This window comes from Pseudomonas sp. PvP001, assembly GCF_040546375.1.
Taxonomy (GTDB): domain Bacteria; phylum Pseudomonadota; class Gammaproteobacteria; order Pseudomonadales; family Pseudomonadaceae; genus Aquipseudomonas; species Aquipseudomonas coleopterorum.
Window position 1 is genome coordinate 3793089 of sequence record NZ_JBEPNQ010000001.1, and the last position, 13275, is coordinate 3806363.

Below are 13275 nucleotides of genomic sequence, written 5' to 3' on the forward strand. Positions count from 1 at the left end.
TGTTCAGCGCTGCATCCGATGGCGAGACAAGCGCAGGGCGTGAGAGTGAGCGGGCGACACGCTCAGTAACAGGTGGGGTGAAACCGTAACGCCTTGCCCCGCAGGCTTGGGCCTGCGGGGCAAGTGATGGATCAGCCTGCTACCAGAACCCGGATCGCTTCCAGGCGCAGGGCGGCCTTCTCGAGCATCGCCAGGCCTTCCTCACGCTGCTTGCGCAGGGCGACCAGTTCACTGTCACGCACGGTTGGATTGACTGCCTGCAGAGCGGTCAGGCGTGCCAGTTCTTCATCCGTCTCGGCGGCCAGGCGATGTTGTGCCTGGGCCACGCGTTCGGCATGGCGTGGCGCGATCTTGCTTTCACCGGCAGTGATACGCGGTGCCAGCACATCGCGCTGGGCCTGGATGAACTTGTTGGCGCTGGCCTTGGGCACGCTTTCGAGCTGGTCGTTGAGGGTTTCGAACGACACGCGCGACGCCAGGTCGTTGCCATTGGTGTCGAGCAGGCAGCGCAGGGCAGCGGGCGGCAGGTAACGGCCCAACTGCAGCGAGCGCGGTGCCACCACTTCGCTCACGTAGAGCAGCTCCAGCAGCACGGTGCCAGGCTTGAGCGCCTTGTTCTTGATCAGCGCCACCGCGGTGTTGCCCATCGAACCCGCCAGCACCAGGTCCATGCCGCCCTGCACCATGGGGTGTTCCCAGGTGATGAACTGCATGTCTTCACGCGACAGCGCCTGCTCGCGGTCGTAGGTGATGGTCACGCCTTCGTCGTCGCCCAGCGGGAAGCTGGCATCGAGCATCTTTTCGCTGGGGCGCAGGATGAGCGCGTTGTCGGAGTGGTCCTCGCTGTCGATGCCGAAGGCGTCGAAGAGGGTTTCCATGTAGATCGGCAGGGCGAATTGGTCGTCCTGCTCCTCGATCGCCGCCACCAGCGCCTGACCTTCGCCGTCGCCGCCGGAGTTGAGCTCCAGCAGCCGGTCACGCCCGGTGTGCAGCTCGCTTTCCAGCGCTTCGCGACAGCCACGGGCTTCGTCGATCAACGCTTGCCATTCACCGTCGTCGGCGTTTTCCAGCATCGGCAGCAAACGCGGACCGAATTGATGCTGCAGCGCGTTGCCGGTCGGACAGGTGTTGAGGAAGGCATTGAGCGCGCCGTGGTACCACTGGAACAGACGTTCCTGCGGGCTGTTTTCCAGGTACGGCACGTGCAGCTCGATGATGTGCTTCTGGCCAATCCGGTCGAGACGACCGATGCGCTGCTCCAGCAGGTCGGGGTGCGCAGGCAGGTCGAACAGCACCAGGTGGTGGGCGAACTGGAAGTTGCGCCCCTCGCTGCCGATTTCCGAGCAGATCAGGACCTGTGCGCCGAATTCCTCGTCGGCGAAGTAGGCCGCCGCACGGTCACGCTCCAGGATGCTCATGCCTTCGTGGAAGACCGTGGCCAGAGTGCCGGAGCGCACGCGCAGGGCGTCTTCCAGGTCCATCGCGGTTTCGGCATGGGCGCAGATGACCAGCACCTTGGTGCGCTTGAGCATCTTGAGGGTGTCGATCAGCCATGCAACCCGTGGATCGAAACGCCACCAGCGCTCGGCTTCAGCGTCCTCGGCCTGGGCCTGGAAGCTGACTTCCGGGTACAGGTCGGCGTGTTCGCCCAGAGGCAGTTCCAGGTATTGGTCCGGGCTCGGCAGCGGGTAGGGGTGCAGCTTGCGCTCGGGAAAGCCCTGCACTGCCGCACGGGTGTTGCGGAACAGCACGCGCCCGGTGCCGTGGCGGTCGAGCAGTTCACGGATCAGGCGCGGGCCGGCTTCCTCGTCGCCGGCGTTGACCGCCGCGACCAGGGTGTCGCCATCGGCGCCAAGCAGGCCGTGGATGGTCTGTTGCGCGGTGGTCGACAGGCGACCCTTGTCCAGCAGCTCCTGCACGGCCTCGGCGACCGGGCGGTAGTTCTCGCTTTCGGCGCGGAAGGCTGCCAGGTCGTGGAAACGGTTCGGATCAAGCAGGCGCAGGCGGGCGAAATGGCTGTCCTGGCCCAATTGCTCGGGGGTAGCGGTGAGCAGCAGCACCCCGGGAATGACCTCGGCCAACTGCTCGACCAGGGAGTACTGCGGGCTGGCCTTTTCCTCGTGCCAGACCAGGTGATGCGCCTCGTCGACCACCAGCAGATCCCAGCCGGCGGCGAACAGCGCATCCTGGGCCTTCTCGTCTTCGGTCAGCCATTCCAGCGAGACCAGCGCCAGTTGCGCATCTTCGAACGGGTTGCTGGCATCGCTTTCAATGAAGCGCTCGGCATCGAACAGCGCCACCTGCAGGTTGAAGCGTCGACGCATCTCCACCAGCCATTGGTGCTGGAGGTTTTCCGGCACCAGGATCAGCACGCGGCTGGCGCGGCCAGACAGCAGCTGGCGGTGAATCACCAGGCCGGCTTCGATGGTCTTGCCCAGGCCCACTTCGTCGGCCAGCAGTACGCGCGGGGCGATCCGGTCGGCCACTTCGCGAGCGATGTGCAACTGGTGCGCGATGGGTTGCGCACGCACGCCACCCAGGCCCCACAGCGAGGACTGCAACTGCTTGCTGGTGTGTTCCAGCGTGTTGTAGCGCAGCGAGAACCAGGGCAGCGGATCGATCTGCCCGGCGAACAGGCGGTCGCTGGCCAGGCGGAACTGGATGAAGTTGGACAGCTGGGTTTCAGGCAGCGTGCATTGCTCGTTCTGCGCATTCAGGCCGTGGTAGACCAGCAGGCCGTCGGCGTCGTCGACTTCGCGTACGGTCAGTTTCCAACCTTCAAAGTGGGTGATCACGTCGCCTGGGGAAAAGCGCACGCGCGTCAATGGGGCATTGCGCAATGCGTACTGGCGGGTTTCGCCGGTGGCCGGGTAGAGCACGGTGAGCAAGCGACCGTCCTGGGCCAGGACGGTGCCCAGGCCGAGTTCCGCTTCGCTGTCGCTGATCCAGCGTTGCCCCGGTTGATACTGCTGCGCCATGCTGCCTGTCTCCCGCTTTTGAAAAGGCGCTGATTCTAACGGATTGGGGGGCGCAGGGCCAAAGGTATGCTGAATAATCTGGGCGCCGCGCACCGATGCCGTGGACGGCCTGCCGGCGCGCGCGCAAATCCAATCTGCCGGTGCCTGGGCAGACGCGTTAGGATAGCCGCCTGTTTTGCTCAGTCTTTGATCGGGAGTAGCCATGAGCACCGTGAATCGCGCAGCGGTGGAAGCCGTCCTTCGCCAGTACACCGACCCTTACCTGAACCAGGACCCGGTCAGCGCCGGCTGTGTGCAGGCCATCGATATCGACGGCGGGCAGGTGCAGGTGCGCCTGCAACTGGGGTACGCCGCCGGCCTGTTCAAGAACGGCTGGGCCCAGGTGTTGCAGACCGCCGTCGAAAACATCGCCGGCGTGGACCGTGCCCGCGTGCAGATCGATTGCGTGGTCCAGGCGCACAAGGCGCAGGCGCAGATTCCCGGCCTGGCCAACGTCAAGAACGTGGTGGCCGTGGCGTCGGGCAAGGGCGGGGTCGGCAAGTCGACCACGGCGGCCAACCTGGCCCTGGCCCTGGCCCGCGAAGGCGCCCGGGTGGGGATTCTCGACGCCGACATCTATGGCCCCAGCCAGGGCGTGATGTTCGGCATCGCCGAGGGCACACGGCCCAAGGTCAAGGATCAGAAATGGTTCGTGCCCATCCAGGCCCATGGCGTGGAAGTGATGTCGATGGCCTTCCTCACCGATGACAACACGCCCATGGTCTGGCGTGGCCCGATGGTCTCCGGGGCGCTGTTGCAACTGGTCACCCAGACCGCCTGGGACGACCTCGATTACCTGGTCATCGACATGCCGCCCGGCACCGGCGACATCCAGCTGACCCTGGCGCAGAAGGTGCCGGTGGCGGGTGCAGTGATCGTCACCACGCCCCAGGACCTGGCCTTGCTGGATGCGCGCAAAGGTGTGGAGATGTTCCGCAAGGTGCACATCCCGGTACTCGGCGTGGTCGAGAACATGGCCGTGCACATCTGCTCCAACTGCGGCCATGCCGAGCACCTGTTCGGCGAAGGCGGGGGCGAGAAGCTGGCGTCGCAATACGGGGTCGAGCTGCTGGCGTCGTTGCCGCTGTCGATGCTGATTCGCGAGCAGGCCGACGGCGGCAAACCGACCGCAGCGGCCGAGCCGGAAAGCCAGATTGCCATGGTCTATCAGGAACTGGCCCGGCATGTCGGCGCGCGGATCGTCCTGCAGGAAGCCAATGCACCGGCGATGCCCAGCATTACCATGACTGACGACTGATTGCCGTTGAGTGGGCGGCGGGTGCACTGGGGTGCGCTCGCCGCTTTTGCGGAAAGCCGACGAATCGCGGGCATAAAAAAACCCCGCCGGTGAGGGCGGGGTCTTTTAGAAGCTTTTCAGCTCAAGTTAGACAACTTGAACTTCTTCAGCTTGCATGCCTTTCTGACCGCGGGTAGCGATGAAAGAGACCTGCTGGCCTTCTTTCAGGCTTTTGAAGCCGTCAGCCTGGATGGCTTTGAAGTGTACGAACAGGTCGTCACCGGATTGTGGAGTGATGAAGCCGAAGCCTTTTTCATCGTTGAACCACTTGACGGTACCGTTTTGGCGATTGGACATGGTGTATCTCCTTGGACAAAGTTAACTGCGGTTCGGGAAGAGCCCTGGCCGAGACTGAGTGCAAAGAGCAGGAAAATTCATGAAGATGTTGGACATCGGGTAGAGATTCTCAGTGACACAAGCAACACAGTGACGCCACCTTAACCCTTTTTCGGGAACGTGCCAATGGTCTTTTGAGGGTTTCTTGCAAATGTTGATCGGCGGCCTCGCGTCGGCCTGTGGCAGGTTGGTCGGGCATTGAGCGAGGCAGTCTTTGAACCCTGGCGCGAGGCCCGTTAAGATGCCGCTCGGATTCTATTCACCTCGCTATTCAGGACACCCGCCATGAGCATCAAATCGGACAAGTGGATTCGCCGCATGGCGCAAGAACACGGCATGATCGAACCCTACGTCGAACGCCAGGTGCGCGGCGAGGGCGCCGATCGCGTGATTTCCTTCGGGGTGTCCAGCTACGGCTACGACGTGCGCTGCGCCGACGAATTCAAGGTGTTCACCAACATCAATTCGGCCACTGTCGACCCCAAGAATTTCGACGAGAAGAGCTTCGTCGACATCAAAAGCGACGTCTGCATCATTCCGCCGAACTCCTTCGCCCTGGCGCGCACCGTCGAGTACTTCCGCATCCCGCGCAACGTGCTGACCATCTGCCTGGGCAAGAGCACCTACGCGCGTTGCGGCATCATCGTCAACGTCACGCCGCTGGAGCCGGAATGGGAAGGGCACGTGACTCTGGAGTTCTCCAATACCACGACGCTGCCGGCCAAGATCTATGCGAACGAAGGGGTGGCGCAGATGCTGTTCCTGGAGTCCGACGAGGAGTGCGAAGTCTCCTACAAGGACCGCGGTGGCAAGTATCAAGGTCAGCGCGGCGTCACCCTGCCGCGTACCTGAAACCGGCGGTAGGCGAACTAGTTGCCCATTTCCCACTCCATATGAGTGAACTCCCCGGCTTGCTTACCGTAGGCCGGGCCATCGCTCAGGAGTGTCTATGAAAATCGACCCGACTATCAGTGCTCAACTGGCTCAGCTGCAACCCAACCAGATTGGCATACTTGCCTGGTCGCTTCTGGCCGACTCTTACGGCCACATGGCTGGTGGAGTACCCGGCCAACCCGATCCTGATACCCCGCAGCCGACCGAACCCGGCAGCCCGACCGTCCCCGACGAGCCACCGCCCGCGCCTGTGGCCTGATCGCTCAGGCGACCTGCCAGACGCCACCGTCGCCGACCACGTACACACGCTGGTCGGCGTCGTTGTTCATGTTGAATCCGCCGGTGAACGCGCCGAAGGCCGGTAGCAGGCTGACCTTGCCGCCCAGCAGGTAGCACGGCAGCCGCAAGCTCTGCCGGCCCCGTCCATGCAGCCGGTACACAGGGTGTATGTGTCCGGCCAGCACGTGCAGGGTCGGATGCGCGTCCGGTTCGTGTTGCAGTGCAAACGGGCCCATTTCCAATGGCTCCGTCACCACGTCGAATCGCAGCTCGGACGGTGGGTCGCCTGCGCGCTTGTCGTGGTTGCCTCGAATCAATGTGATGCGCAGATCTGCGACTTCCGCACGCCAGGCGGCCAGCGCGCCCAGCGTTCCTGCCGAGTGCGACCCCGGTGCGTGAAGAAAATCGCCCAGGAAGATCAGGTGCCGGGTCGGGTATCTGCCCATGATCCGATCGATCACCTGCAGATTGCTGGCGGTGGTGCCATGGGGCACGGGTTGCCCCAACTTGCGGTAGGCGGCCGCCTTGCCAAAGTGCGCGTCGGCGATCAGCAGGACTTCACGTTCAGGCCAGTAGATGGCCTTTTCGGCCAGCAACCAGAGTTCGGCACCCGCCAGTTGTACGCTGCAATACTCACTCATCCTGCGGCTTTCTCCAGATCGCCGACCATGCGGCGGATACGATCGGCCAGCTTCTCCGAGCTCAGGCTTTCGCGGAAGCGTTCCACCAGCAGCGGAAAGCCCAGCGGTGTGGGGCGCTTGACGGCGTGCAAATCCAGTCGACGGCTGGCGATCTGTTCCAGCACATGCTCCAGTCGCTCGACTTCGAGCTCCTGTTTCAGGACCTCTTCCTGGGCCTGGGTCAGCAGCAGGTTGCCGGCATCGTATTGCTTGAATACCTGGAAGAACAGACCACTGGAGGCCTGCACCTGTCGGGTACTTTTTTGCGATCCGGGATAGCCGCCGAACACCAGCCCGGAGATCCGCGCAATCTCGCGGAAGCGTCGCAGGGCCAACTCGCCGGCGTTGAGGCTGGCCAGCACGTCGTTCAATAGACCCTGGGCGCTGAGCAGCGCCGGGTCGAGTTGGGTGGCCCAGTCCACTTCGGTGGCGCTCAGCAGCTCCAGGCCGTAGTCGTTCACGGCAATGGAGAAGGTCAGGGGTTGGCGTTGGGCCAGGCGCCAGGCCAGCAGACTGCCTAGCCCCAAGTGCACCTGACGACCGCCGAAGGGGTAGAGGAACAGGTGCCAGCCCTCGCGCGACTTGAGGGTTTCCGCCAGCAGCGTGGTTTCGCTGGGCAGCGCTGACCATTGCTGCTGTACGTCGAGCAGCGGGCGCACGGCGCGCATCTCCGGGCTGTCGTACTCGCCGCGGGCGGCGGCGCCCAGTTTCGCCACCAGCGCGTCGGCCAGTTCGCCGGACAACGGCATGCGTCCGCCATTCCAGCGCGGCACGGCAGCCTTCTTGGCGGTGCTGCGCTTGACGTAGGCAGTCATGTCCTCGACCCGCACCAGCTCCAGTTGGCGACCGGCGAAGAGGAAACCGTCGCCCGGTTTGAGGCGGGCGATAAAGCCCTCCTCGACACTGCCCAAAGAGCGGCCGCCGCCGCCCTTGCTCCAGTATTTGAGTTGCAGGCTGGCATCGCTGACGATGGTGCCGATGCCCATGCGGTGACGGCGGGCCAAGCGCGCGTCGGGCACGCGCCACAGGCCGTGCTCGTCCGGCTCGACTCGGCGGTAGTCCGGGTAGGCGGTCAGCGAGTGGCCGCCGTAGCGCACGAACGCCAGGGCCCATTGCCATTCATCGTCGCTGAGGTTGCGGTAGGCCCAGGTCGTGCGCACCTCGGCCAGCAGTCGCTCGGGCAGGAAGCCGCCACCCAGGGCCATGCTGACCAGGTGCTGGACCAGCACATCCAATGGTTTCTCCGGCGATTCTCGCGGCTCGATGCGCCGCTGTGCGACCGCATCATGGGCGGCCGCCGCTTCCACCAGTTCCATGCTGTGGGTCGGTACCAGGGTGACGCGCGAAGCCCGGCCCGGGGCATGTCCGGAGCGGCCGGCCCGTTGCATCAAGCGCGCAATGCCCTTGGCCGATCCGATTTGCAGCACCCGTTCCACCGGCAGGAAGTCGACCCCCAGGTCCAGGCTCGAAGTGCACACCACCGCCTTGAGTTGGCCATCCTTGAGGGCGCGCTCGACCCACTCGCGCACTTCACGCGACAACGAGCTGTGGTGCAGGGCGATGATGCCCGCCCAATCCGGACGGGCGTCGAGGATCGCCTGGAACCAGATTTCGGACTGCGCGCGGGTGTTGGTGAACACCAGGCAGCTGCTGCTGTGATCGATTTCGGCCACCACCTGATCGAGCATGCGCAGGCCCATGTGGCCGCCCCAGGGGAACCGCTCGATGGCTGCGGGCAACAAGGTGTCGACCTCGATGGTCTTGGCCTGGGCTCCCTGTACGCTGACGCTGGGTTGGCCGGGTAGCAGAACTTCCTGCGCATGAGCCTGGTTGCCCAAGGTGGCTGAAATACCCCAGACGATGAGTTGCGGATTCCACTGCCGCAGCCGCGCCAGCGCCAGTTGCAGCTGCACCCCGCGCTTGTTGCCGATCAGCTCGTGCCATTCATCGACGACTACCATGGCGACGCTGCTCAACTCTTCGCAGGCCTTGTCGCGGGCCAGCAGCAGCGTCAGGCTTTCCGGTGTGGTCACCAGCGCCGACGGTAGCCGGCGGGTTTGCTTGGCACGGTCGCTGCTGCTGGTATCGCCGGTGCGCAGGCCCAGGCTCCAGCCGATCTGCAATTCGTCGACCGGTACCTGCAGGGCGCGCAGGGTGTCGGCGGCCAGGGCGCGCATGGGGGTGATCCACAACACCGTCAACGGTGCCATGACGGGCTTGCGTTTGCCCTTGGGTATGACGGGACCGGCCTTGGCGAAACGTTGCAGGGCGGCGAACCAGACCGCGTAGGTCTTGCCGGCACCGGTGCTGGCGTGAAGCATGCCCGACTCGCCGCGTTTGACGGCGGCCCAGACGTCCTTCTGGAAAGGAAACGGCTTCCATTGACGGCTGGCGAACCAGTGTTTGGCAAAAGCGCTGGGGGTCGGCATGCCTTGACGGAGCGTCCTGAGGTATTTGTACAAGGACCGCTGCGACGCCGGTTGGTTTGATATTTGTACAAAAAGCCGTGCGTGTATCAGTATCCGGTCATTTCCAGATAGCCTTCGCCTCCATGGCTACCGGTCAGGGTCACCGGGCCTTCCCAGTAGGGCGTGCCCACCGCCATCCAGGCTTTGGGATTCAATGCCGTGGTTTCCACATGCAGGGCGTGGCTGGGGATGTCGATGGCCCAGCGCGTAGGCACCTGCCTGCCGGCTAAACGGGTGTCCTGAAGTGGGCGCAGGCTGATGCTGCCTGGTGCCAGTGGTGTGCTGCGGCCCTGCGCATCGATCCAGTTGCCGCTGAGAAACTGTTGTTCGCCAGCGCCGCGCAGACGAAACACCATCAACTGCTGGCCGTCGTCCAGGTGCAGGGAAAACCAGTCCCAGCCGGACTGATCGGCGGCCAACGGTTGACTGCTCCATTCCCGGTCGAGCCAGGCACGGCCCTTGACCTGATAGCGCTTGCCTTCGATCTGCACCTGCCCGGCTGCGCTGAAAAACGGCTGGCTGTAGTAATACGAAGCCTGCCCGGCATCGGACTTGCGGCTGTAGCCCTGCTCGCCCTGAAGCACCAGCGCACGCTCGCTGGTCAGGGTCAATTGGTAGGCGAAGCCCTGGCCCTGGGCCTGCACGCCCATGGCCGCGAGGCTGTCCGCAGCGCCCGGCTGGCTGCGCAGGTGCCAATCGTCGATCCAGGCGTTGAACGGTTTGACCTCTACACCCGCCTGGCCGATACCGCCTCGGGCCAAGGTCTGCGCGCTGTAGTGGTCAGTCGCCGAAGTGAGTCCGGCATGACCGATCCACAGATTGCGGTTGTTCCAGCCGGACTCAGTGCTGCCCGGCGCCAGGGCGCTGCGAAACAGGGTCCATTGCACACCGAAGCGCTGGCCCTGGTCGTCTTCGAGGTTGGCGGTCAGGTACCACCATTCGATGCGGAAGTCCGGGTGGGCGCCATGATCGGCCGGAAAGCTGAAGACCTTGCCCGGTTTGACCTGGGCGAAGTCGCCACCCTGTCCGCCCAGACCGGCGAAACCGGCCGGCGGCGGCGTCGGGTCGCACCCGCTCACTGCGAGCAATACAGTCAGCAACAGGGTTTGGATCAGCTTAGCGTTCACTGGCCATCACTCGCAGCAGGTCGGTGGGTTGGCTGCGTTGCAGACGCCGCATGGGCCAGGCCGAAGCCAGCATCGCGGCGATCAGTGCCAGGCCGCACAGTTGCAGAATCTGCAGGGGAAACACTTGCAACGGCAGGCGCCAGCCGAAGGCCTGAACATTGATCACCGCGACCAGGCACCAGGCGAGCAGAATGCCCAGCGGCACGGCGAGCAGCAAGGTCAGCAGGGCCAGGATCAAGGTCTGCGCCACACTCAACAGGATCAACTGGCGACGGCCGACACCCATCGCCCACAGCGGCGCGAGTTGGCCCAGGCGACTCTGGCTCTGGGTCAGCAAGCCAATGAACAGGGCGACCCCGGCCACACCCAGGGTCAGCGCATTCAGCGCGGCGGTGGCGCTGAAGGTGCGTTCGAAAACCTGCGAGGCCCAGCGCTTGAGCTGTTGTTGCTCCACCACATGGCTGTCGTCCAGGCCGAACGCTTGTTGCACCCTGTTTTTCAGGGAGGCGGTATCGGCCTCGGCCATGCGCAGCGCGAAGCGCGCGGGCGGGGTACCGGGCCAGTGACGCTGGAACTGCTCGGCACTGACCAGGATATGCCCCTTGGGGTTGCCGTAGTCGGCGTAGATACCTACCACCGTCGGGTTCCATTGTCCCTGGGCGGCGGGCAGTGTGAGCCGCGCGCCGATGCCCACATTCAGGCGGCGGGCGAGTTGCTCGCTGAGCATCAGGTTATCGCCGGAAAACAATTGATCCCACGGGTTGCCGGCGGCCTGTTCGAGCAGCGGCCAGTGCTGGCGATAGAGAGGGGCATCGATCACCGCCGCCAATTCGGTCGGCCAGCCTTGCTGACGGATCTGCATTTCCCAGCCGGGCAGGACCTGTTGCGCTTCATTCTGCTGCTGCAACCATTGCTGCAACGCCTGAGCCTGCTCGGGGTGTTGCGGGCGCAGGTATAACTCCGCGCTCAGGCGCTGTTCCAGCCAGCCGCTGAAGGTCTGGCGGAAACCCTCGGTCATGCTCGCGGCGCCAATGTTGGCGGCCAAGGCCAACAGCAATGCCATGAGCGCCAGGCTCAAGCCTGGCAACTGCTGGCGACAGTCGGCGAGAAACCATTGTCCCAGTACGCCCCAACGGCGCCGGGCAAGCAGGGCGAGGACAGTGCTGAGCAGGACTGGCAGGGCCAGTGCCGCCGCCAGCAAGAGGCTGCCCATCAGCACGAAGCCACTGGCCAGACCGTTGCCGAACATGGCACATGCCAGCGCCAATACGGCTGCCCCCGCAGCCACCACGGTTTGACGCCGCAGCCATTGGCGATGGGCCTGATGCCAGGCTTCGCCGCCCGACAGAGACAGCAGCGGCAGGCGTGCGGCGCGCCACAGGCTGTCGGCACCGGCCAGCAGTACGCCGCCCAGGCTGAGCGCAAGGCCTGCCAGCCACCACGACGGACTCAGGTTCAATTGCCCGGCGACTTCCGCGCCATACAGACCGCGCAGGCTGGCGGCGACGTCCGGCAGCAGCAGGCTGGCCAGTCCGTAGCCACTGGCAATGCCGGCCAAACCACCGAGCAGCGCCAGCAGACCCAGCTCCAGCACCAGGGCCAGCACCAGCAAGGCGGCGCTGACGCCACAGGCGCGCAGGGTGCGCAGCAGGGCGCGGCGTTGCTCCAGCGCCAGGCCGATGGCGGCGTGGACGATGAACAGACCGACCACGAAGGCCAGCAGGCCCAGGGCGGTCAGGTTCAGGTGGAAACTGTCGGTCAGGCGGGCAAGGTCGCCATCGGCGTCGCTGCGGTTGATCTGCAGGCGATCGGTGTAAGCCTCGGGAAGGGCTTGCTGGAACGTCCTGGGCAGCAGCAGTCGGCTCAACTGGTCGGGCATCTGCAGGACCGTCTGGGCCGCACCGATGTCCATCAGCAACACCCCGGGTGCTGCCTGGGCGCGTGTCTGCAACGGAGGCAGCGTGCTGCCGTTGCTGGTCTGCAGGCGCGCGCCTTCCTCGGCGCCCAGTTCGCGCAGGGTCTGTGGTGCCACCCAGGTTCGGCCGGGTGCGCCGATGAAGGCGCTCAGCTCATCCACACTGGGCACCGCGCCCGCCACGGGACTGCCCACCGGCAACGTCAAGGGTTCGATCCCCACCACCTGCAGGCGCAGTTGCGGACGGGAGGGCAGGGTGATTCGACCTTCGAGCACCGGCGAGACCGGCCAACCCTGCAGGCGCAGTGCAACGAAGGTCGATTGCGCCAGCTCTGCGCCGTCGCGTGCCACGATGTTCGCCTGGGCCTGCCCGCCGATCATCTGACTGGCCAGTGCATAGCTCTGCCGCGCCTGACTGTTCAGCGCGAGTACACCGGTGAACAACGCAGTGGCCAACCACAGGCCGGTGATCAGTGCCACGCCCTGGACCGGATGCCGGCGCCAATGGCTGAGCAGGCTGCGCAGGGTCCAGTACAGCACCGCCACGTCAGCGATCCGCCCCGGCGACGATGCGGCCGGCCTTGAGCACCACGCGATGTTCAAGGCGCGCGGCCACCAGTGGGCTGTGGGTCACCATCAAAAGCGTACTGCCCGTGGCTTGCAGCAGCTCCAGCATCAGGTCCAGAGCCTGTTCGCTGGTGGCCTCGTCCAGATTGCCGGTGGGCTCGTCGGCCAGCAACAGCGGCGGACGCGAGGCCAGGGCGCGGCCCAGGGCCACGCGCTGCTGCTGCCCGCCGGACAGTTGCTCGGGGTAGCGCTGCAACAGGGCCGACAGGCCCAGCCGTTCGGCCAGCTCGCGCTGCCAGGCGGGGTCCAGGCGTCCGGCCAGACGGGCCTGGAAGGCCAGGTTATCGGCCACGCTGAGGCTGCCGATCAGGTTGAACTGCTGGAAGATCAGACCGATGTCGCAGCGCCGCCAGCGTGCCAGTTCCCGTTCGCTCATCTGGGTAAGCACCTGCCCGGCGGCTTCGATTCGTCCGCTGTCGGCGACATCCAGACCGGCCACCAGATGCAGCAGGGTACTTTTGCCGCTGCCCGATTCACCCATCAGGGCCAGGCTGGAGCCACGCTCCAGGTGCAGGTCGATGCCTTGCAGTACGGGCAGCGGGCCTTGCGGTGTGGAGTAGGTCTTGTGCAAACCCTGGATACGCAACATGGGCTGGTTTCTTCATGACGGTGAAGCCGCGACGCTCACGCCTCGG

10 protein-coding genes are annotated in these 13275 nt (G+C 65.0%); 3 read left to right on the forward strand and 7 right to left on the reverse strand.

The annotated features are described in order from the left end of the window. Positions 1-131: 131 nt before the first annotated feature. Positions 132-2978, reverse strand: a complete 2847-nt coding sequence (gene rapA / locus ABMD26_RS17415; RefSeq protein ID WP_134723377.1) for an RNA polymerase-associated protein RapA — start codon at positions 2976-2978, stop codon at positions 132-134. A 202-nt stretch (positions 2979-3180) separates the two neighbouring features. Between rapA and apbC the strand changes: the two genes are divergently transcribed. Beyond that, positions 3181-4275 (forward strand): iron-sulfur cluster carrier protein ApbC, encoded by a 1095-nt coding sequence (gene apbC, locus ABMD26_RS17420; RefSeq protein ID WP_134723376.1) that lies wholly within the window; start codon positions 3181-3183, stop codon positions 4273-4275. Between the two features lie 126 nt (positions 4276-4401). On the opposite strand, the gene ABMD26_RS17425 is transcribed toward apbC, so the two are convergent. Continuing rightward, positions 4402-4611, reverse strand: a complete 210-nt coding sequence (locus ABMD26_RS17425; protein WP_354310938.1) for a cold-shock protein — start codon at positions 4609-4611, stop codon at positions 4402-4404. 324 nt (positions 4612-4935) lie between these two features. Between ABMD26_RS17425 and dcd the strand changes: the two genes are divergently transcribed. Next, positions 4936-5502 carry a dCTP deaminase gene (gene dcd / locus ABMD26_RS17430; protein WP_043185284.1) on the forward strand — a complete coding sequence of 189 codons (567 nt, stop codon included), beginning with the start codon at positions 4936-4938 and terminating at the stop codon, positions 5500-5502. A 97-nt stretch (positions 5503-5599) separates the two neighbouring features. Continuing rightward, positions 5600-5803, forward strand: a complete 204-nt coding sequence (locus tag ABMD26_RS17435; protein WP_122743695.1) for a hypothetical protein — start codon at positions 5600-5602, stop codon at positions 5801-5803. Positions 5804-5807: 4 nt separating this feature from the next. On the opposite strand, the gene pdeM is transcribed toward ABMD26_RS17435, so the two are convergent. From pdeM to ABMD26_RS17460, 5 genes are all read right to left on the reverse strand, one after another. Next, complete coding sequence (gene pdeM / locus ABMD26_RS17440; RefSeq protein ID WP_134723375.1) at positions 5808-6464, reverse strand: ligase-associated DNA damage response endonuclease PdeM; 657 nt, start codon at positions 6462-6464, stop codon at positions 5808-5810. Further along, positions 6461-8932: a ligase-associated DNA damage response DEXH box helicase gene (locus ABMD26_RS17445; protein WP_134723374.1), complete on the reverse strand. Its 2472-nt coding sequence runs from the start codon at positions 8930-8932 to the stop codon at positions 6461-6463. Before ABMD26_RS17445 ends, pdeM begins: the two co-directional genes overlap by 4 nt. Positions 8933-9018: 86 nt before the next feature. Then, entirely contained in the window at positions 9019-10098 is a 1080-nt protein-coding gene (locus ABMD26_RS17450; protein WP_502948322.1) for a lipocalin-like domain-containing protein, read from the reverse strand. Beyond that, complete coding sequence (locus ABMD26_RS17455; protein WP_134723373.1) at positions 10088-12559, reverse strand: ABC transporter permease; 2472 nt, start codon at positions 12557-12559, stop codon at positions 10088-10090. Before ABMD26_RS17455 ends, ABMD26_RS17450 begins: the two co-directional genes overlap by 11 nt. 1 nt (position 12560) lies before the next feature. Then, complete coding sequence (locus tag ABMD26_RS17460) at positions 12561-13229, reverse strand: ABC transporter ATP-binding protein (protein ID WP_134723372.1); 669 nt, start codon at positions 13227-13229, stop codon at positions 12561-12563. Positions 13230-13275: the final 46 nt, after the last annotated feature.

Coding starts and splice junctions, on each gene's coding strand:
- rapA (WP_134723377.1), bottom strand. CDS start 2,978: ATGGCGCAGCAGTATCAACCGGGGCAACGCTGGATCAGCGACAGCGAA.
- apbC (WP_134723376.1), top strand. CDS start 3,181: ATGAGCACCGTGAATCGCGCAGCGGTGGAAGCCGTCCTTCGCCAGTAC.
- ABMD26_RS17425 (WP_354310938.1), bottom strand. CDS start 4,611: ATGTCCAATCGCCAAAACGGTACCGTCAAGTGGTTCAACGATGAAAAA.
- dcd (WP_043185284.1), top strand. CDS start 4,936: ATGAGCATCAAATCGGACAAGTGGATTCGCCGCATGGCGCAAGAACAC.
- ABMD26_RS17435 (WP_122743695.1), top strand. CDS start 5,600: ATGAAAATCGACCCGACTATCAGTGCTCAACTGGCTCAGCTGCAACCC.
- pdeM (WP_134723375.1), bottom strand. CDS start 6,464: ATGAGTGAGTATTGCAGCGTACAACTGGCGGGTGCCGAACTCTGGTTG.
- ABMD26_RS17445 (WP_134723374.1), bottom strand. CDS start 8,932: ATGCCGACCCCCAGCGCTTTTGCCAAACACTGGTTCGCCAGCCGTCAA.
- ABMD26_RS17460 (WP_134723372.1), bottom strand. CDS start 13,229: ATGTTGCGTATCCAGGGTTTGCACAAGACCTACTCCACACCGCAAGGC.